Here is an 18,881-nt window from a genome sequence, read left to right on the forward strand (position 1 = left end):
CCAGCAGATGCCCTCTCACTTAAGGTCTGTTTGTTCCCTAGACAAGAACAATCATCCCAGGTCAGAGGGCATCTGCCCGTTTACGACATACCCCCGGCCAGCACATTCACCGGTGGATCCGGGTCCGAGGTCCTGAATGAGTCATTCAAGACGGTGGGATCGGTTGAGGTGGCCGGAACCCACGATTTCCGAAGACCACGTCGCCGTCCTGCGGATTACGCGCACCGCGGTGGCGTGACACGTTACCGGGGTGACCGTCATCATCGGTTCCCCCCACGAGTTCAACAGCGGCGACCTCTACGTCGATCTGCGTCAGAGCGTCGGTCTCCCGCTGTTCTTGAAGTGCGAAGGTTTCAACTTCGCCCGCTCGATCAAGCTGAAAGCGGCGACCGAGATGGTCGAGGGCGCCGAGCGGCGCGGGGTGCTGCGGCCGGGGATGACGATCGTGGAGTCCTCGTCGGGCAATCTGGGGGTGGCGCTGAGCATGCTCGCGGCCAGCCGCGGGTACCGGTTCGTCTGCGTCACCGACGCGCACTGCACGGCGTCGAGCCGCCGGCTGATGCAGGCGCTGGGCGCGCAGGTTCACGTGGTCACCCAGCCCAAGGCGGCCGGTGGCTACCTCGCCGCGCGCATCGAGCACGTCCGGGAGCTCTGCGCGGCGGCACCCGGCACGGTGTGGCTCAACCAGTACAGCAGCCCGGACAACTGGGGCGCGCACTACCGCCGGACCGGCGCGGAGATCCTGGCCGCCTTCCCCGGCCTCGAAATCCTGTTCGTGGGGGCCGGCACCACCGGGACGCTCACGGGCTGCGCCCGCTACCTCCGCGACCAGGGGCACCGCGCCGAAGTGGTCGCCGTCGACGTCGAGGGCTCGGTCACCTTCGGCGGCCCGGCCGGGGTGCGGAAGATCCCCGGCCTGGGCACCGGAATCCGGCCCGCGCAACTCGACGAGTCCCTGGTGGACGACGTGGTCGTCGTCGGCGAACGGGAGACCGTGGCGACCTGCCGCGAGCTCGCCACGCACGGGTTCGTCTTCGGCGGCTCCACCGGGACGGTCGTCAGCGGCGCCCGCCGCTGGCTGGCCCGGCACCGGCCGGGCGCCGACGTCGTCGCCGTGGCGATCGCGCCGGACCTGGGGGACGGCTACCTGGACTCGGTCTACAACGACGACTGGGTGCGCGAGCTGCCCGGATAGGCCCGCGTCTCGTCGCACAGCAGGACGGTGACCGCGTTGTCCGGCGCCAGGTACGTGCGCGCGGCCGCCGTCACCTCCTCCGGCGTCACCGCGCCGAGCCGGGCGTCGTGGCCGCCGAGCCACGAGACCGGCAGCCCGTGCAGGTCGAGTTCGCCGAGTGTCGCGGCCAGGCCGGTCAGCGTCGCCAGCCGCAGCCGCAGGGTGCCGACGGAGTAGCGGCGGGCGCGGTCCAGCTCCTCGGTGGTCACCGGCCGCTTCGCCAGCCCGGCCAGCTCGGCGACGACCTCGTCGACGGCCGCCGCGGTGTTCGCGGTGACGACGTCCAGGGAGATCGTGGCCAGGTGGGCTTTGTCGACGTGCAGCAGGGAACTGCGGGGCGAGTAGGAGAAACCCTTGTCCTCGCGGATGTTCTGCACGAGCCGGGACGAGAAGTAGCCGCCGAACACCATCGCGGCGAGGGACAGCGCGGGGTAGTCCGGCGCGTCGTAGCGGGGCACGGGCAGTGCCATCCGCAGCAGCGACTGCGGGACACCCGGTTCGTCGACCACCGACCGGCCGGGGACCCACGGGCCGGGCCGGCGCATCGGGACTTCCGGCCCGGGCCGCCAGCCGCCGAGCGCGCGTTCCACCTCGTCGAGGGCCGCCTCGGGCTCGAAGTCGCCCGCCAGCACGAGGCAGGCCCCGGTGGGGACGACCCGCTCGGCGTGCAGTGCCTGGACGAGGTCCCGGCCCGCCCGGGCGAATTCTCCGGGCCGGGGCGCGGGCCTGCCGTAGGGGTGGTCGCCGAACATGCGGGTGTTGAGCGCTTCGGCGACGTGCTGGGCCGGGCTCGCCAGGACGGCGATCGTGCCCTGGACGGTGTGGTCGACGGTGAGCGCGAAGTCGTCGGCCGGGTAGGCCGGGTCGGTGACGAGGTTTCCCAGCAGCGCGAGGAAGGCGGGCAGCTGGTCGGCGAGCACGCTGCCGGCGATCCGCAGCCGGTCGGCGTCGACCGCCGCGGAGAGGCCGCCACCCATGGCCCGGACGCGGTCCTGGGTGCGGCTTTCGTCGGCCAGTGCGCCGGCGAGGAGGACGGCCGCCGGCGCGTCGGCGTGCGCGAAGGGCACGCTCAGGCACGCCTCGGCGAGCGGGGTGCTCGCGCGACGGGAGGCCAGCACGCGGAGGCCGTTCGCCAGGGTGCGCTCATGGACGGCGGGGACGCGCAGCGGGCTGGGGGCCGGAACGTCGAGCAGGTCGAACGCGGTCATCGCGCGGCTCCTGGGTGGGATTCGAAGGTGGTCGGATGACGGCAGGTGGCGGGCGTCAGACCGTCGCTTTCACGTGAAAGCTACGGTCTGGCGCCCGGGTGTAGTTCCACCGTGGCCCGCCGCTCGGGTCGCAAGGCGGCTGCCGCGGCTCGGACGTCGGCCGCGGTCACCGCCCGGCTCAGCGGACCGAGGTCGTTGATCACCTCGGCGTCGCCGTGCTGCAACGCGAACACCGCCAGGTGGCGGGCGCGGCCGGCCAAGCCGTCGAGCGTGCGGACCAGCTGCGCGCTGATCGTCCGGGTCGCCGCGGTCAGCTCCGCGGGGTCCGGGCCCTCGACCGCGAGCCGCTCGGTCTCCTCGTCGATCGCCCGCAGGATCGCGTCGATGCCGGGGCCGTCCGGGGCCGGGCTCGCGGTCAGGACCAGGCACGTCGGGTCGCGGACGCCGAACACCTCGCCGGTGAGCCCCAGCGAACAGTCCACTGAGGACAGCCAGCGATCCCGGCGCACCAGGCGGCGCGTCAGCCGGCCCAGCGCGGTGTCGGTGAGCAGCAGGCACAGCACCAGGTGCGCGAGGTAACCACGCAGGTCGGCCGCGGGGTCCGGGACGCGCCACGCCGACGCGAAGGCCGGCAACGGCGCCAGTGCGTCCACATAGGAACTCCGCCGCTCGGCGGTGAGGTCCGGTTCGGCGATGACGGGCCGCGGTGGCACCGGGCGGGCCGCGATGTCGGAAAAGTACCGCTCGGCGAGCTCGATCCCGCGCTCGGCGGACACGTCGCCCGCGAGGCACAGGACGGCGTTGCCCGGCGCGTAGTACCGCTCGAAGAAGGCCTGCGCCTGGTCGGTCGTCGCGGTGCGCAGCTCGTCGATCGCGCCGTAGCCGTTGTGCGCGTTCTCGAAGGTGTCGAACACCAGCGGGGCCAGCTGCAGCCACGGGAACCCGCCGTACGGGCGCGAAATGATCGCTCCGGTGATCTCCTCGGCGACCACGTCGATCTGGTTGGCCAGGCTCGCCGAGGTCAGCGCCGGGGCGCGCATGCGGTCGGCTTCGAGGAACACCGCGTGCTCCAGCCCCGACGACGGCAGCACCTGGAAGTACTCGGTGTAGTCCAGGTGGGTCGTGCCGTTGAAGACTCCGCCGCAGCTCTGGACGTAGTGCGCGTGCGCCCCGCGCGGCAGGTTCGCCGAGCCCTGGAACATCAGGTGCTCGAAGAGGTGCGCGAAGCCGCTGAAGCCACGGGGCTCGGAGCGGCTGCCGACGTCGTAGGCGACCGTGACGGCGACGACCTCGGCGTCGTGGCCGGGCGCGACGAGCACCCGCAGGCCGTTCGGGAGGACGTGCGGGGTGAGCGGGTAGCGCCGATCGGCGCGCAGCGTCGTGTCCATGACCACGGCAACGCTAGCCGCGAGCGTCCCGGTCGGGCCGCCGCCGGGCCGAAGGTCATCACTTCGGCGGATGCCGCTTCCGTGTTTCACGGAACCGCGCATCCACCGCATTGACGAGGCCGTTTCCGCCGTGTGAAAACGGTCTCGCCGCCGGTGAAGGTCATCGGGGGAGGACGTATCGAACGACAACGGAGCGTCGCATGGCACAGGCGGAACTCATCCCGGGTGGCGGGATGCTCGGCGTCGACAAGGCGCTGCGCGAAACCGAACTCCTCATTTCGGCGGGAATCATCCTCAGTTCGCTGGAATCACTGGTACGGCCGCAGGACGTCGACGACGACGGCCTGATCAGCTGGCGGATCGGGCGGACCCGGTCCAAGCGCATGGCCAAGGGCAAGACCGGCGAGATCTTCGACAAGATCTTCACCAGCCCGGGCATCCAGGTGCTGACCTCGTTGCGGCTGACCGCTTCGACGCTGGTCGCCCTGCCGGGCACCAACCGGCAGACCAAGGCCGCGGCGATGACGTTCCTGGCCGTCTCGAACGTCCTCATGCAACTGCGGAGCAACTACGGCGCGGACGGTTCCGACCACGTCAACCTCGTCGTCTGCGCCGCGGTGGCGGCCAGCAAGTTCTTCCCGGACGACGAAAAGGCGCGCAAGGCCTGCACCGCGTTCATCGCCGGGCAGTCGGTGGTCTCCTACTTCGCGGCCGGGCTCGCCAAGTCGATTTCGCCCTACTGGCGCGACGGAAGCGCGATGGCGGGCATCTTCCGCACCAAGACCTACGGCCAGAAGCAGGTCGGGGAGATCCTGAAGAAGTACCCGTGGGTGGCCCGCCTCGGCGGCTGGGGCGTGTGGGTCGGCGAAATGCTCTTCCCGCTCGCGCTGGTGGCGCCGAAGCCGATCGCCGCCGGGCTGCTCGGCACCGGCGTCTCCTTCCACGCCGGCAACGCCGCCTTCATGGGCCTCAACCGGTTCCTCTGGGCGTTCAGCGCCACCTATCCGAGCGTTGTCCACCACTCCAAGCACCTGTCCAAGCGCATCACGGCAGGGCAGTAGGGAATCGGCGTGTCCACTGAGAAGAAGAGGTCCGGCACCCGGACCGTCCTGCGCTTGCTGACCCCGTACCGGGGCCGGCTGGGCGTCGCCGGGATCGTCGGGCTGGCCAGCGCCATCGTGTCGCTGATCCAGCCGATGGTCGTCGGCGACGTCGTCGGTGCGCTCACCAGCCGCACGCTCGCGGCCGGGACGCTGGTCCTGCTCATTTCGCTGTTCGTCGGCGACATCGTGCTGCGCGTGATCGAGATGTACCTGCTCGGCCGGTGCGGCGCGATGATGGTCCTCGACACCCGGCGCTCGGTCGTGCACCGGCTGCTGCGCGCCCCGATCAAGGCCCACCGGGAACGCCAGCGCGGCGACCTGTTCGTCGGCGCGGTCGCCGACACCGACCTGCTGCACGGGTCGCTGATGATGGGCATGATGAACATCGCCGCGAGCCTGGTGCTCGTCGTCGGCGGGGTCGCCTTCATGGTCTTCATCGACCCGGTGCTCACCCTGGTGACGGTCGCGTGCCTCACCGTTTCCGCGGTCGGCAGCGTCTTCGTCGCCCGCCGGGTGCGCAAGGCGATGGCGCAGAACCGCGAGGCGGTCGGCCGCTTCGGCGGGGCGCTGCAGCGGGCGCTGATCGCGATCGGCACGGTGAAGGTCAGCCGCGCGGAGGATCGCGAAGCCGAGCTGGTCCTGACCCACGCCGCGGACGCCACCAGCGCCGACATGAAGGCGGTCCGGCTCCAGGCCGCGATGACGCCGCTGGTCAACCTCGGCATCCACGGTTCGTTCGCCGTCGTCTTCACCTTCGGCGCGGCCCGGATCGCCAGCGGGGCGCTCGACACCGCCGGGTTCGCCTCCTACCTGCTCTACCTGTTCTACATGCTGACGCCGCTCATCACGTTGTTCACCAGCTTCGCGCAGATCCAGCTGGGCGTGGCCGCGGGGCAGCGGGTGGAGGGCCTGCTCGACCTGCCGGACGAGCGCGTCGAATCGCCGGTCGCCGATCCGGTCTTCGCCTCGTCGGTGCTGGAGTACGACTCCGTCTCGTTCGGGTACGCCGAGGGCAAGCCCGTGCTCGACAAGGTGTCGTTCGCCGCGCTCGAGCGGGGGCTGACGGCGGTCGTCGGCCCGTCGGGCACCGGCAAGACGACGTTGTTCTCGCTCGCCGCGGGCCTGTGGCGGCCCGGGTCCGGCCGGATCCGGCTCGGCGGCGTCGACGTCGGGGCGGTGGACCTGGAGACCCTGCGCGGCCGGATCGGCTACGTGGAACAGGACGCCCCGGTCCTCGACGGCACGATCCGCGAAAACCTGCTCTACGCCAGCCCTGAGGCGACCGAGGAGCAGATCCGGCACGCCGTCGAGCTGGCCCACCTCGCCGAGTGGGTGGACGGCCTCGAAGACGGGCTGGAAACCAAGGTCGGCGAGTCGGGGGCGGCGATCTCCGGCGGCCAGCGGCAGCGGATCGCGATCGCCCGGATGCTGCTGCTGGAACCCGATGTGCTGCTGCTCGACGAAGCCACGTCGCAGCTGGACGCCGAAGCCGAGCTGGCGCTGCGCAAGGCCGTGGCCGAGGTGTCGCGGGACCGCGCGGTCGTCGCGGTCGCGCACCGGCTGTCCACTGTGGTCGAAGCCGACCGGATCGTCGTGCTGGACGGCGGGCGCGTCCGGGCGATCGGCGACCACCAGTCGCTGCTGGCCGGCGACGACCTGTACCGGCGCCTGGTGGCGACGCAGCTGCTGCCCGAAGCCACGGTGCTCACCGCAGGGAGGAACTCATGAACCGGCTCGCGTTGAAGTGCGGCCTGTCCGCGGCCGCCGGGGTGCTGGCCGCCGTGCCGTTCGCGGCCGGCGCCGTCTACCAGAGCGTGCGGACCCGCCAGGACGACCGGGAACTGCCCGGGCTCGGCGAACTCGTCGACGTCGACGGCCGGAAGGTGCACGTGCGCCGCATGGGCGCCCCGTCGGAGGGGCCCACGGTGGTGTTCGAGAGCGGCCTGTCCTCGCCGCTGGAGATGTGGAGCTGGGTGCAGGCGGCCGTCGCCGAATCCGTCCCGACGATCTCCTACGACCGCGCCGGCATCGGCTGGAGCGAGCCGGGCGAGCGGCCGCGGACCGCCGAGCGGATCCGCGGCGAGTTCGAGCGGCTCCTCGAGGTGCTCGACGTCCGCGGCCCGCTCGTCCTGGTCGGCCACTCCTACGGCGGCATGCTGCTGCGGGCCTTCGCCGAGCGGCACCCGGACCGGGTCGCGGGCGTGGTGCTGGTCGACGCGGCCCACCCCGAGCAGCTCGAACGCTCGGCCCGGCAGCGCCTCGGCCTGCCGCTGATGCGGGCGAGCGTGCGGAGCAGCCTGTTCTGGGCCCGCTTCGGCCGCAACCGGCTGCGGAAGGTCGACAGCGGCAGCCAGCTCGCCGGCCTTGCGGAGCGCGAGAAGAACACGACCGTCGCGCGCATGATGACCACCCGCAACTGGAGCTCCTCCGACGCGGAGATCGACGCGTGGCTCGAGTTCGTCGTCGACGAGATCCGCTCGACCACCTTCCCCGCGGACACCCCGCTGTTCGTGGTGACCGCGGAGGAAACGGCAACGGCCGACCCGGTGCACGGCGAACTGCAGCGCGAGCTGGCGTCGATGTCCGCGGTGTCGGTGCAGCAGACCCTGCCCGGGGCCACCCACCTCGGGATGTTGTGCTCGGCCGAGTCCGCCAAGGGCGTGACCGCGGCCGTCCTCGAAGTCGTCGACGCGGCCCGCACGGGCCGGGCCGTCAAGCCCGTCGAAGTCACCAAAGCCACTGAAGCCACTGAAAACCCCGAAGCCGCTGAAACCCCGGGAGACCAGCCGTGAGCACCTCGACCCGCACCCTCGCCGCGACCGGCGCCCGGTACGCCCTCTACGGCGTCCTCGGCAGCTGGCTCGTCGCCACCACCCTCAGCCAGGACCCCACCCGCAAGTTCGACAAGATCCGCAAGTGGGACCCGACCGGCTCGCTCATCCCGGACTGGCGGTTCTTCGCGCCGCGGCCCGGCATGCACGACTACCACCTGCTGATCCGGGACGAGCTGCCCGAAGGCGAGGTCACGCCGTGGAAGGAGTACTGCCAGGTCGAGGAACGCAAGTGGCAGCACTTCTTCTGGTACCCGGGCCGCCGGGCGGAGAAGGTCGTCACCGACGCCGTGTCGGGGCTGATCCAGATGCAGCCGGACCTCAAGGACCGCAAGGAGGACGTGCAGGTCTCCGTGCCGTACCTGACCCTGCTGAACTACGCGACCCACCAGGTGCCCCACCACCCGGAGGCCAAGCGCGTGCAGTTCCTGATCGCGACGTCGGCGGGCTACGACGAGTCGGAGGAGCCGATGATGCTTTTCCTGTCGAACCCGCACCCGCTGGCCTGACGCGATGACGGGCGGCGACGGCGTCACGGTGCTCGTGACGGGTTCGTTCAGCGTCCCGGCGGACAACATCCGCTGGTTGCGGGCCAACGCGCCGGAGATCGCCGCGGTGGAGCTGGTGGTGGACCGGGACCAGCTGTGCACCCGGGCGAGCGCCGCCGGCCGGGCGGTGGGGATCGTCGACGCGGCGACCCCGGAACTGCCCGCGCTCGCGGAGCGGTTCGGCACGGTCGCCGTGGGCGGGATCCTCGCGGTGACGGCGAATCCGGCCGACGACCACGTCGTCGGGCTCTTCGCGCGGGGCGTGACGGGGGTGGTCCTCACCTCCAGCCCCGCCGAGGAGCTCGTCACGGCGATCCGCGGGGTGGCTTCGGGCCACTGGTTCGCGCCGCCGCGGTACCTGTCGGCGCTGGCCGAGACGGTGGTCCGGAACCCGCGCGGGCCCCGGGCCCGGCACCTGCGGGAGCTGCTCACCGAGCGGGAGCTGGAGGTGCTGCTGCTGCTCGCGGCGGGCCGTGCCAACCAGGAGATCGCCGACGCACTCGGGATTTCGGTGACGACGGTGCGCAGCCACGTGCTGAGCATCCTGCGGAAGCTGAACGTTCCCAACCGGACGGTGGCGGCGATCTGCGCCTACCGTTCGGGCCTTGCCGGAGTGTGAGCCCTGGCGCAAATTCGTGAAGGCCACCTTGAGGAAGTTCAAGTTCCTCAAGGTGGCCTTCACGAACCAAAGGGATTGCTGCTGTGGAACCGCCGTGGAGAAGAGGCGCTGGAGGCCGGGCCCGCGCACCCGGTTCTGGGGGCGCACAGGCGCGCGGGCCCGGCAGTGCGGCCGCCCGCCCGGGTGTCCCCACCGGGCGCGGCCATGGGAGAAGCGTAGGTCGCCCCGGCGCCGGCCGGCCATCGGCGAACGCCGGAAACCGCCCGCGGGGAATGCGGGTTACTGATCCGGCCAAAAGCAGGCCGACCCCCGAGCGATAAGCAACCGTTGCCACGAAAGCCATTCGGCCGTGGCTGTGGTCGGATCAGTAACGAACGGCACCGTACTTCCGGCGGGGGGAAGCCAGGTGGCGCAGGGCCCGGGCGGCGGCGTTCGCGCCGCACATGCCGTGCGCGCCCGCGCCGGGCGGGGCCGCCGCCGAGCACAGGTACATGCCCGGCACGCCGACGTCGTAGGGGGAGAGGGTGATGCGGGGGCCGAACACGAGCTGGCGGACGGTCGTGGCGCCGGTGATGACGTCGCCGCCGACGTAGTTGGGGTTGTACACCGCCATCTGCGTCGTCGAGCGCACCGCCGTGCCGACGATCCGGTCCCGGAAGCCGGGGGCGAACCGTTCGATCTGTTCGACGATGGCCGCGGTGGCGTCGCCGGGGTAGCCGTGCGGAACGTGCGCGTAAGTCCACAGTGGATGGATGTTGCCCACCGAACGGCCGGGGTCGGCCAGGTACTGCTGCCCGGCGAGCACGAAGGGCCGCGCCGGCAGCCGTCCGGCGTGGATCTCGCGCTCGCCCGCGGCGAGCTCGGCGTAGGTCCCTCCCAGATGGACGGTGCCGGCCCGCCGGACGTCCGCGTTGGCCCACGGCACGCCGCCCTCCACGGCGAAGTCGACCTTGAACGCGCCCGGCCCGTGCCGGTACCGGCGGTAGGCGCGGGCGATCCGCGGGGGCAGGCGGTCGCCGAGGATGTCCGCGACCGCGCCGGGGGTGAGGTCGAACAGCGTCACGTCGGCGGGCGGCAGCTGCGTCGCCGAGGTGATCCGCACGCCGGTCTCGATCCGGCCGCCGAGGTCGGCCAGCAGCTTCGCCAGCGCGGTGGTGATCGCGCCGGACCCGCCGGCGGCGACCGGCCAGCCGTGCCGGTGCCCGGCCGCGATGATGCCGAGACCGATGGCCGAGGTCATCGGGTGGTGCAACGGCCGGAAGGCGTGCGCGGCGATGCCGCCGAAGAGCGCCCGCGCCCGCTCGGTGGCGAACAGCCGCGCGAAGACGGCGCCGGGCAGCACGGCGGGCAGGCCGAAGCGCGCCAGCGTCAAGGGGTGCTTCGGGAACCGCAGCAGCGGGCCCATGATGTCCTCGGCCAGTGCGTCGAACCGCGCGGCCGGGCGTCCGAACGCCCGCCGCCAGCGGGCGCCGTCGGAGCCGAGCGCGGCTTCGGTGTCCACGACGGACCGGTGCAGCAGGGCCGCGTCGCCGCCGTCGAGCGGGTGGGCGCAGTCGATCTCCGGCCACGCCCAGGACAGGCCGTACCGGTCGAGGCCCAGCTCCCCGAGGAACGCCGAGCCGACGGCCATCGGGTGGAAGGCCGAGCAGTCGTCGTGCAGCAGGCCCGGCAGGATGGCCTCGGTCGACCGGGCACCCCCGCCGATCCGCTCGGCGGCCTCGAGCACGGTGACCTCGACGCCCGCGCGGGCCAGGGCCACGGCGGCGGCGAGCCCGTTGGGGCCACCCCCGACGACGACGGCGGTGCTCATGCTCTGCTCCCGATCATCCGGAGATCACGGACGCCCAGTTTCGGCCCCCGGCGACGGTTCGCGGGCGAAAAGGCACCGAATCGGGGAGAAGGTTCCACGAAAGGCGGACGGCGCGAGCCCGGTCGTGAGGGATTTCCCCACCCGGGTCCGCCGGGCCGCTGCCGCGGGGGCCGTCGGTGGTGTCATGAGGGGAACAGGCGCAAGCCGGGAAGGAGCGGCCGGATGGGCACCGGAGCACAGGTGGTCGTGGCGGCGCTGGCGGTTCTGGTGGTCCTGACGCGGCTCGCGGTCGCGCTCTGCCAGGCCCGCACGGACGCCCGGATAGCGGCCCGCCGAGCCCGCGAAGACCGCCGTCTTCCGGCGGGCCAGGGTCCCCGATCACCCACCCGTCGTGAGTGGTAATTCGGGTTAGAACCCTACTTACCACTCACGACAAGCTGCGGCAGCGCACAGAGCCGGGCCGGCCATGCGAACCGGGCAACTGGTTGACTGGGGCCATGCCGGTCGGTGTGCACGAGGTCGAGGTGTTCGAAGGCGCCAGGGCGAGGCTGGAAGCCATCGCCTACCGCCTCCTGGGGTCGGCGAACGATGCCGAGGACGCCGTGCAGGACACCTTCCTGCGCTGGGAGTCCGCCGACCGGGAGCTCATCGAGACGCCCGAGGCGTGGCTGACCAAGGTGCTCACCAACCTCTGCCTCAACCGGCTCACCTCGGCGCGGGCCCGGCGCGAGACCTACGTCGGCCAGTGGCTCCCCGAGCCCGTCTTGGCCGGGGACCGGATGCTCGGTCCGTCCGACACCGCCGAACAGCGGGAGTCGGTCTCGATCGCGATGCTGACGCTGATGGAGCGGCTCTCTGCCCGGGAACGCGTCGTGTACGTGCTGCGCGAGGCCTTCGGGTACTCGCACAGCGAGCTCGCCGAGGTGCTCGACCTCAGCGAGCCGAACTGCCAGCAGATCCACCGGCGGGCCAAGCAGCACCTGGCCGCCGACCGCCGGCGGGTGCCGGTGGACGCGGCCGCGGCGCGCAGGATCGTCGAGGAGTTCCTCGCCGCGGCCCTCAGCGGCCGGATCGACTCGCTCGTCAAGCTGCTGGCCGACGACGCGATCAGCATCGGCGACGGTGGCGGCGCGGTCTTCTCGCTGCCGCGGCCGATCAGCGGCGCACTGCGGGTGGCGAGGTTCCTGCGCACGCTGTTCACGCCCAGCGAGGCCAAGTGGGACATGGTCGGCGGCCGCCCCGACCTGTTCGCCGCGGTCGCCAACGGCGTGCCCGCGCTGGTCATGGTGGTCGGCGAGCGGGTCGTCGGGGTGTTCACGCTGGACGTGACCACCGACGGCATCGCGGCCGTCCACGCGCAAGCCAACCCCGCCAAGCTTGCGCACGCGACGCGGCAGTGGGGCACCGCGGAGCATGGGGAGCCGCTCGCCGGCACTGTGCCGATCGTTACCAATCCGACCACAGCCACGGCCGAATGACTTTGTAGCAACGGTTGCGTGCCGCGCGGGGGTCGGCCTAACTTTTGGCCAGATTGGTAAGTGGTGACCCAGGTCACATCCGAAGACTGTCAGGTTTCGCGCCGCTGTCCGGTTCAGGGAGCACACACCGACCGGACAGGAGCAAGACCATGAAGCACCGCATCGTCGTTCTCGGGGCCGGGTACGCCGGAGCCAATGCCGCCGGGCGCCTCGCCAAGCGGCTGCACGCCGGCGGCACCGAGATCACCCTCGTCAACGCCGAGCCGGAGTTCGTCGAGCGCGTCCGCATGCACCAGCTGGCGACCGGCCAGGACCTCAAGCCCCGCCCGCTGGCCGGCGTCTTCGCGGGCACCGGCGTGCAGGTGCGGATCGCGCGGGTCACCGCCGTCGACGTCGAACACAAGACCGTCGCGCTCGCCGGGGGTGCCGAGCTCGGCTACGACACGCTCGTCTACGCCCTCGGCAGCACGGCCGCCGACTGCGGCGTGCCGGGCGTCGCCGAGCACGCCCACCACCTCGCCGGCAAGCAGTCCGCGCTGCGGCTGCGGGCGCGGCTGGCCGAGCTCCCCGCGAGCGGGACCGTGCTCGTCGCCGGCGGTGGCCTCACCGGCATCGAAGCCGTCACCGAAATCGCCGAAACCCGGCCGGACCTCGACGTCTCCCTCGCCACTCGCGGCGGCCTCGGCGACTGGCTGAGCGAGAAGGCGCAGAACCACCTGCGGACGACGTTCGACCGGCTCGGCATCACCGTGCACGAGAACACCGCCATCACCGGTGTCGAGCCGGCCGCGGTCACCGCCGGCGGCGGCCCGATCCCGGCCCAGGTGACCGTCTGGACGGCCGGGTTCGCCGTCCACCCCATCGCCGCGGGCACGACGCTGGAAGTCGCCGCGACCGGGCAGATCGTCGTCGACGAGACGATGCGGTCGGTCTCGCACCCCGACGTCTACGCCGTGGGTGACGCCGCATTCGCCCCGGGGGCGAACGGCGCGCCGCTGCGGATGTCCTGTGCCTCGGGCGTTCCCTCGGCCTACCAGGCGGCCGACGCCATCGCCGCCCGGCTGACCGGCCGCCCGCTCCCGGAGAACAAGATCGGCTACACCGGTCAGTGCATCAGCCTCGGCCGCCGCGACGCCCTCGTGCAGTGGGTGACCCCGGACGACCAGCCGAAACCGTCCGCTCTCACCGGCAGGACGGCCGCGCGCGTCAAGGAATTCATCTGCCGGAGCGCGGCGTGGAGCATCTCTCACCCGACTTCGCTGGCCCCGGTTCGCCGTCGCCACGCCGTGGTGGCCGGAGAACCGCTCGCGACCGCCGTCTGACCTCATCGAAGAAGAAAGAAGAAAGGAACGATCAGCATGATCCTGCTCACCGGCGCCAACGGCGTCGTCGGACGCCAGGTGCGGAAACTGCTCGTGGCCGAGGGCAGTCCCGTCACCGCCGTCACGCGCGGCCTCGACGAGAGCCCGCAATCCGGGAACGTCCGGACTGTCCGCGGCGACCTGTTCCATCCACAGTGGATCGAGGCGGCACTGGCGGGGGTCGAAGCCGTGCTGATCAGCCCGCGTGCCACCGGCCCCGGCCTCGACGAGCTGCTGAACCTGGCCGTCAAGCAAGGGGTGCGGCGCGTGGTGCTCCTCTCGGCCACCACCGTCGAGTACCCCGCGGGTGAAGCCCGCTTCGCGGACCAATTCAAGGCCGCCGAGGACCTCGTCACCCGCTCCGGTCCGGAGTGGACGGTCCTGCGGCTGGCCGACTTCGCCGCCAACGCGCTGGCCTGGGCGCCGCAGGTCAAGGCGGGCGACGTGGTGCGCGGCGCGTACGGCCGGGCTGCCAGTTCGCCGATCCACGAGGCCGACATCGCCGCGGTCGCCGTGCAAGCGCTCCGCGGCACCGTCCCGGCGGATGCGGTGTACACCCTGACCGGGCCGCAGTCGCTGGACCAGCACGAAAAGGTACGGCTCATCGGGGCCGCCATCGGGCGGCCGCTGTCCTTCCAGGAGCTTCCGCCCGAGCAGGTCCGCCACGGCATGCTCGCGCAGGGGCTGCCGGAAGAGGTCCCCGCCCGCTTGCTCGGCTCCCTGGCCGACTACCGCGAGCGCCCCGGTCCCACGACCGCCACCGTGGAAGACCTCCTGCGCCGGCCCGCGCTCACCTTCGCCGAGTGGGCCCGCGACAACGCCGCCGCGTTCGGCGGGTGAGCGCCGGCCGGCCGTTCGCTCAGGACAGGCCCGTGAGCAGGTCGATGAGCCGGTGCGCCGGCATGCCGTGCGCACCGGCGCCGCCCGCGAGGGGCGCGGCAGCGTCCGCGTGGAACCCGATGTCGCGGGTGGCCGTGGCGACGCGCTGACCGGCCGCGTGGGCCCGCTGCGCCGCCCGGGCGATCCAGACGAAGCCGAGGGTGGCGCCTTCGGCGACGTCGACGGTGCACCCGACCACCGGCGCGGCCTCGACCACGGTCAACGGCTCGAGGCCGGACGGGTGCGTTCCGGCGAGAAATGCTTCGATCTTGTTCATGAAGACCTCCGAAATACCGTGATTCCTGTCCGGCGCCGCCGGTTTCACGGAATATCACAGCATTCCGATTCCGGGCGCACATCGACCGGATGAACGAGATCGTCAGGCTCGCGCCGGGGTCGCGATCGGCGGCACACTCCGGGCCATCGCCGCCCGCAGCAGTTTCCGGTGGCGCCGCACGAAGACGAACTCGTCCGCCGGCATCGCTGCGAAGAACCCGAAGGCGGCGACCGGTGCCAACAGCGCCCCGCCGTGCCCGAGAGCGCCGGCGAACGTGAACCACAGGAAGATGTTGGGCGTGCACTGGGTGATGAACAAGTCGCGGGCCTCGCCCGCCGGAAGGTCGCGTTTCCGGAGGTACGCCACCGCGATCGTGCGCAGCGCGAGCTGCGTCGCGAGGACGATCGCCACCGCCGGCAGCAGGTCGGCCGGGTGCACGCCGTCCGCCGGTGTCAGTGCGAAGGTGGCGACCGCGGCCAGCGGGATCAGGGCAGCTCCGCCGACCCAGGTCCAGTTGGTGCTCAGCTGCCCGGCCCGGATGGGGTTGCCGCGGCGGAGCGCCTGCGCGGCGATGGCAGGCAAGACCATGGCCCCGCCCAGGACCGCGAGGTAACCGGCCGCCGCGGTGCCGAGACCGGGCAGCCGGTGCGGGAACCACGCGGCCGCCAGCACCACGACCGGGAGGACGAGCGAGGCCGTCACCGTCTGCCGGACGGAAGCGAAGTAGTCGCCGCCCCACAACAGGGAGAGCGCGGGGGTCAGCAGAGCCGGTGGCAGGAGCAGGAACAGGCCGAGTGCCGACGCGGGTTCGCCGGCGAAGAACCAGGCGATCGCCAGCCCCACCCCGACGCGCAGGCCGGTGAGCGGAAGGGCCTTCCTGATGCTCGGGCCGTATCCCCGCAGCACCCCGGAATGGAGCCGGAGCATGCCGAAGAAGGTGCTCACGCCCAGCAGCGCGACCAGCGCCGTGGTGAACACCGCCGGTGGGACCGGGACGTGCAGCGCCAGCTGGGCCGCCGCGCCCAGCACGGCGCCGCCCGCCACGAGCACGGGGAGCCGGATCTCGACGATCTCGCCGAAGTCGTGCACCGCGGACGTCTTCGCCGAGTTGTGCGCGATCCGCCGCAGGTCCGCTTCGGACACCGGGCGGGCATTGGGGACCTTCAGGTCGTGGTAGTCCTCTTCCGCGAGGCCCGCGACGACGACCGCGAACACCTCGACCACGTACTTGTGCGCGACCACGAGGATGTTCTTCCCGGCCCGGGACCGGGGCAGCAGGACTTGTTCGTAGTACCGGCGGATCCGGTCGTGCAGCAGGCGCCAGGATTCACCGCCCGGCGGGCAACCGGTGCTGCTGTGGAAGTATTCGGTATAGGCGCGGAAGCCGATGCTCTTCTTCACCAGGCTCTTGTTCTGGGCGGTGAAGACGCCGAAGTCACGTTCGACGAGAGCGTCCGAAACGACAAGTTCTGGACGCCCGCCGATCCGGTCGACGATCACGTCGGCGGTGCGCCTGGCCCGGTCCAGGGGTGATACGTGGACTTCGTCGTGCCGGATCCCGAGTGCGGCGACGCGATCGCCCGCCTGCCGCGCCTGCCGGAGGCCCAGTTCGGTGAGCGGGGTGTCCTGCCTGCCCGCGAAGAGATTCTGCTCGTTCGCCAGCGATTCGCCGTGCCGGACGAAATGAATGACCATCCGTGCCTGCTTCCGGAAGAATGCGGAAAAGACCCGGTCCGCGCCGACCGATCGCCGATCGGTGATCGGCCGGGCCGATTGTCATCCGGGCCGGCGGCGGAAACCATCCGCATTGGCCGAAACTTCCCGGCGCAGCGCATTTCAGGAACCGGATTCCTCCAGCGGCAACGGCGGTGGCGGCGTGGTCACCGCCTCGTGCGCGGTGAGGGCTGTGCTCAGCACGTGCAGCTGGCGCAACGATGTCGGGTCGTAGCCGGTCAGTTGCTCGATCCGCTGCAGCCGGTAGTCCAGCGTGCTGCGGTGGATGATCAGCTCGGCGGCGGCCTTGGACCGGTTGCCGTCGGCCGCCAGGAGCGCGCGCAGGGTTTCCAGCAGCACCTCGTTGCGCGTGATCGGCTCGATCTTGCCGACGAGCAGGTCGGCCACCGGACGCTGGGTCAGCACGGCGTACTCCACCAGCACGTCGCCGAGCAGGTAGCAGGCCGGTGGCCGCCGGGCCGCCAGTGCCGCCGTGACCACCTCGGCGGCCTCGGCCCGGCCCGCGGGCAGCCGCCCGGTCTTCTGCCACGAGACCCCCGCCCAGGTCTCGTCCGGCAGGGCCGCGTGGAGGCGGGTGCACCGGGCGAAGCCGGTTTCCTCGTCACCGGCCGGGACCAGGACGTACCCGCCGTGTTCGCAGAGGGCGGTGAGCACGCCGGTGCCCGGTTCGCCGAACACGGAATCGTCCACCGTGGACGGAGAAACCGTCCGGAACGCCATCACGGCGTAGGCCGGCGCGAACCGGCCCTGGTCGGTGGCGGCGCTGCCTCGCAGGAGCGCCACCGCGTCGTCGTGCGCCGCGGACCGCGGGGACACCACGGCGAGCGTCGTCTCCTGGTACCCCCGCAGCAGTTCCCGCAGGAAGCGGTTGCACGTCTCGGCCAGGACCTTGAGCCGGCCGGTGGTGGTGCCGGGCGCGGCCGCCAGCACGGCCACGGTCTCCTCGCCGGCCCGGCCCAGCAGTTCGAGCACCTCGTCCAGCGGCCAGCCGCCGGCGGCGCAGCCGTTGCCCATGGTCCGCGCCGCGGCGACCTTGCGCTCGTCCCAGGCGGTGCGCGGGTCCGCTTCGATGTCCTCGCAGAGCAACGAGATGGCCATGGTGACCAGATCGTGCGCCTTCTTGCGCCGCGCGGGCGGCACCTGCTCGATTTCGCCGGCCAGCCGGCTCCAGATTTCGGCGCGCAGGCCGGTCACCTGACTGCTCTTCGGGCGGACATCGAGCGTAAGTCCCTTTCGCGGCGAAGTTCGGGAATGGACGGCCACTGCCGCCGGGTTCAGTGTAAGCGTTGCACCGTTCCGGACGTGCCTTTCTGCGCGGAGTTCGGAAAGATGCGCGGCGGGCCGCGGAAAGAATCCGAAAATCGCGGAACACGCGGGTTCAGCGTGCCGCGGGCGCCGGTCCGGTGGTGCCGCGGTGGACCAGTTCGACGGGGAGCACCACGTCCGCGGCCGGCGCCTGCCGCCGCAGCTGGTCCAGCAGCAGCCGTGCCGCGCGGTCCCCCTGGTCGGCGACCGGTTGCGCGATCGTCGAAAGGTCGAGCGCGGCCGCCAGCTCGTGGTCGTCGAACCCGATCACCGACACTTCGTCCGGGACGGCCACCCGGGCCCGGCGGAGCGCCCTCAACGCGCCGAACGCCATTTCGTCGGACATCGCGAACACGGCGCTCGGCGGGTCCGGCTGCGCGAGCAGGCGCTCCATCGCCGTTTCGCCGGCGGCGGCGGTGAAGCCGCCGGCCGCCTCCAGCCCGGGTTCCGGCTCGATCCCCGCGTCCGCCAGGGCGTGGAGGTAGCCGTTGCGGCGCAGCCCGGGCGTGGTGAACCCGTGGGGCGGGGGATCGGACTCCCCGATCAGGCCGATCCGGCGGTGGCCCAGCTCGGTCAGGTGCCGCACCGCCCGCGTCGCCGCGGCGAAGTCGTCGATGCGGACCGACGGGATGCCCTCGGCGGTGCTGCCGACCAGGACCACCGGAACCCGCAGCGCCCGCAGCGCGCCGGCCTCCGCCGCGGTCAGCGGCAGCGACAGGACCAGCAGCGCGTCGACCCGCCGGCGCACCGGCATCCGGTCGAAGAAGCGGGCCCGGCCGGCTGCGTCGGGGACGCCGTACACGACGAGGTCCAGGCCGGCTTCGCGCAGCACGGCCTCGGCCCCGGCGATCACCGTGCCGAAGAACCAGCGGGAGACGAAGGGCACCACGATCCCGACCGAGTTGGTGCGGCCCGAGGCCAGGCTGGACGCGTTGAACGGGATCACGTAGTCGAGTTCGGCGGCGACGCGTTCGACCCGCGCCCTGGTCTCCGCGGTCACCGAAGGCAGACCGCGCAGCGCACGCGACGCGGTGGCCGTGGAGACCCGTGCTCGCTTGGCGACGTCCCGGATCGAGGGCATGCTCACCTCCTCCGGCCGCACGGTA

At 72.1% G+C, this 18,881-nt stretch carries 17 protein-coding genes; 10 read left to right on the top strand and 7 right to left on the bottom strand.

The window, feature by feature from the left end:
* Positions 1-250 precede the first annotated feature (250 nt).
* Positions 251-1,195, top strand: a complete 945-nt coding sequence (gene sbnA, locus ACLJQF_RS46490) for a 2,3-diaminopropionate biosynthesis protein SbnA (protein WP_410616899.1) — start codon at positions 251-253, stop codon at positions 1,193-1,195.
* Here sbnA and ACLJQF_RS46495 read toward each other — a convergent pair.
* Both ACLJQF_RS46495 and ACLJQF_RS46500 read right to left on the bottom strand, forming a co-directional pair.
* Positions 1,159-2,442 (bottom strand): M16 family metallopeptidase, encoded by a 1,284-nt coding sequence (locus tag ACLJQF_RS46495; RefSeq protein WP_410616900.1) that lies wholly within the window; start codon positions 2,440-2,442, stop codon positions 1,159-1,161. The two genes, sbnA and ACLJQF_RS46495, sit on opposite strands and share 37 nt — an antisense overlap.
* Before the next feature lie 80 nt (positions 2,443-2,522).
* Positions 2,523-3,830 carry a M16 family metallopeptidase gene (locus ACLJQF_RS46500; RefSeq protein WP_410616902.1) on the bottom strand — a complete coding sequence of 436 codons (1,308 nt, stop codon included), beginning with the start codon at positions 3,828-3,830 and terminating at the stop codon, positions 2,523-2,525.
* A 200-nt stretch (positions 3,831-4,030) separates the two neighbouring features.
* On the opposite strand from ACLJQF_RS46500, the gene ACLJQF_RS46505 reads away from it, so the two are divergent.
* From ACLJQF_RS46505 to ACLJQF_RS46525, 5 genes are read left to right on the top strand one after another with little or no spacing between them, the layout of a single operon-like run.
* On the top strand, positions 4,031-4,891 hold the full coding sequence (locus ACLJQF_RS46505; RefSeq protein ID WP_410616904.1) for a hypothetical protein: 861 nt from the start codon (positions 4,031-4,033) through the stop codon (positions 4,889-4,891).
* Between the two features lie 9 nt (positions 4,892-4,900).
* Complete coding sequence (locus ACLJQF_RS46510; protein WP_410616906.1) at positions 4,901-6,661, top strand: ABC transporter ATP-binding protein; 1,761 nt, start codon at positions 4,901-4,903, stop codon at positions 6,659-6,661.
* Positions 6,658-7,725 (top strand): alpha/beta fold hydrolase, encoded by a 1,068-nt coding sequence (locus ACLJQF_RS46515; protein ID WP_410616907.1) that lies wholly within the window; start codon positions 6,658-6,660, stop codon positions 7,723-7,725. Before ACLJQF_RS46510 ends, ACLJQF_RS46515 begins: the two co-directional genes overlap by 4 nt.
* Complete coding sequence (locus ACLJQF_RS46520) at positions 7,722-8,273, top strand: hypothetical protein (RefSeq protein ID WP_206794607.1); 552 nt, start codon at positions 7,722-7,724, stop codon at positions 8,271-8,273. The genes ACLJQF_RS46515 and ACLJQF_RS46520 overlap by 4 nt, the downstream gene beginning before the upstream one ends.
* A gap of 4 nt (positions 8,274-8,277) precedes the next feature.
* Positions 8,278-8,931, top strand: coding sequence for a LuxR C-terminal-related transcriptional regulator (locus tag ACLJQF_RS46525; RefSeq protein WP_410616909.1), 654 nt, complete (start codon positions 8,278-8,280; stop codon positions 8,929-8,931).
* 364 nt (positions 8,932-9,295) lie between these two features.
* Here the strand turns inward: ACLJQF_RS46525 and ACLJQF_RS46530 are convergent, their stop codons facing one another.
* Entirely contained in the window at positions 9,296-10,741 is a 1,446-nt protein-coding gene (locus ACLJQF_RS46530; RefSeq protein WP_410616911.1) for a phytoene desaturase family protein, read from the bottom strand.
* Between the two features lie 222 nt (positions 10,742-10,963).
* Between ACLJQF_RS46530 and ACLJQF_RS46535 the strand changes: the two genes are divergently transcribed.
* The 4 genes from ACLJQF_RS46535 to ACLJQF_RS46550 all read left to right on the top strand — a co-directional run bounded on the left by ACLJQF_RS46535 (position 10,964) and on the right by ACLJQF_RS46550 (position 14,420).
* On the top strand, positions 10,964-11,143 hold the full coding sequence (locus tag ACLJQF_RS46535) for a hypothetical protein (protein ID WP_410616912.1): 180 nt from the start codon (positions 10,964-10,966) through the stop codon (positions 11,141-11,143).
* Between the two features lie 95 nt (positions 11,144-11,238).
* Entirely contained in the window at positions 11,239-12,219 is a 981-nt protein-coding gene (sigJ, locus tag ACLJQF_RS46540) for an RNA polymerase sigma factor SigJ (protein ID WP_410616914.1), read from the top strand.
* 149 nt (positions 12,220-12,368) lie between these two features.
* Positions 12,369-13,541, top strand: coding sequence for an NAD(P)/FAD-dependent oxidoreductase (locus ACLJQF_RS46545; protein WP_410616916.1), 1,173 nt, complete (start codon positions 12,369-12,371; stop codon positions 13,539-13,541).
* 36 nt (positions 13,542-13,577) lie between these two features.
* Positions 13,578-14,420 (top strand): NAD(P)H-binding protein, encoded by an 843-nt coding sequence (locus ACLJQF_RS46550; RefSeq protein WP_410616918.1) that lies wholly within the window; start codon positions 13,578-13,580, stop codon positions 14,418-14,420.
* A gap of 19 nt (positions 14,421-14,439) precedes the next feature.
* Here the strand turns inward: ACLJQF_RS46550 and ACLJQF_RS46555 are convergent, their stop codons facing one another.
* The 4 genes from ACLJQF_RS46555 to ACLJQF_RS46570 form a co-directional block, all read right to left on the bottom strand.
* Positions 14,440-14,736, bottom strand: a complete 297-nt coding sequence (locus ACLJQF_RS46555) for a hypothetical protein (protein ID WP_410616920.1) — start codon at positions 14,734-14,736, stop codon at positions 14,440-14,442.
* Between the two features lie 102 nt (positions 14,737-14,838).
* Positions 14,839-16,431: a histidine phosphatase family protein gene (locus ACLJQF_RS46560; protein ID WP_410616921.1), complete on the bottom strand. Its 1,593-nt coding sequence runs from the start codon at positions 16,429-16,431 to the stop codon at positions 14,839-14,841.
* Positions 16,432-16,572: 141 nt separating this feature from the next.
* Positions 16,573-17,664, bottom strand: coding sequence for a PucR family transcriptional regulator (locus ACLJQF_RS46565; protein ID WP_410616923.1), 1,092 nt, complete (start codon positions 17,662-17,664; stop codon positions 16,573-16,575).
* A gap of 184 nt (positions 17,665-17,848) precedes the next feature.
* Entirely contained in the window at positions 17,849-18,856 is a 1,008-nt protein-coding gene (locus ACLJQF_RS46570) for a LacI family DNA-binding transcriptional regulator (protein WP_410616925.1), read from the bottom strand.
* Positions 18,857-18,881: the final 25 nt, after the last annotated feature.

It is taken from the genome of Amycolatopsis sp. lyj-109 (assembly GCF_046548995.1).
Lineage (GTDB): Bacteria > Actinomycetota > Actinomycetes > Mycobacteriales > Pseudonocardiaceae > Amycolatopsis.

Bases quoted from the DNA above. Each gene is read 5' to 3' on its own strand.
- ACLJQF_RS46530 (WP_410616911.1), bottom strand. From the start codon at position 10,741: ATGAGCACCGCCGTCGTCGTCGGGGGTGGCCCCAACGGGCTCGCCGCC.
- ACLJQF_RS46535 (WP_410616912.1), top strand. From the start codon at position 10,964: ATGGGCACCGGAGCACAGGTGGTCGTGGCGGCGCTGGCGGTTCTGGTG.
- ACLJQF_RS46525 (WP_410616909.1), top strand. From the start codon at position 8,278: ATGACGGGCGGCGACGGCGTCACGGTGCTCGTGACGGGTTCGTTCAGC.
- ACLJQF_RS46570 (WP_410616925.1), bottom strand. From the start codon at position 18,856: ATGCCCTCGATCCGGGACGTCGCCAAGCGAGCACGGGTCTCCACGGCC.
- ACLJQF_RS46515 (WP_410616907.1), top strand. From the start codon at position 6,658: ATGAACCGGCTCGCGTTGAAGTGCGGCCTGTCCGCGGCCGCCGGGGTG.
- ACLJQF_RS46550 (WP_410616918.1), top strand. From the start codon at position 13,578: ATGATCCTGCTCACCGGCGCCAACGGCGTCGTCGGACGCCAGGTGCGG.
- ACLJQF_RS46560 (WP_410616921.1), bottom strand. From the start codon at position 16,431: ATGGTCATTCATTTCGTCCGGCACGGCGAATCGCTGGCGAACGAGCAG.
- ACLJQF_RS46555 (WP_410616920.1), bottom strand. From the start codon at position 14,736: ATGAACAAGATCGAAGCATTTCTCGCCGGAACGCACCCGTCCGGCCTC.
- ACLJQF_RS46495 (WP_410616900.1), bottom strand. From the start codon at position 2,442: ATGACCGCGTTCGACCTGCTCGACGTTCCGGCCCCCAGCCCGCTGCGC.
- ACLJQF_RS46545 (WP_410616916.1), top strand. From the start codon at position 12,369: ATGAAGCACCGCATCGTCGTTCTCGGGGCCGGGTACGCCGGAGCCAAT.
- ACLJQF_RS46500 (WP_410616902.1), bottom strand. From the start codon at position 3,830: ATGGACACGACGCTGCGCGCCGATCGGCGCTACCCGCTCACCCCGCAC.
- ACLJQF_RS46505 (WP_410616904.1), top strand. From the start codon at position 4,031: ATGGCACAGGCGGAACTCATCCCGGGTGGCGGGATGCTCGGCGTCGAC.
- sigJ (WP_410616914.1), top strand. From the start codon at position 11,239: ATGCCGGTCGGTGTGCACGAGGTCGAGGTGTTCGAAGGCGCCAGGGCG.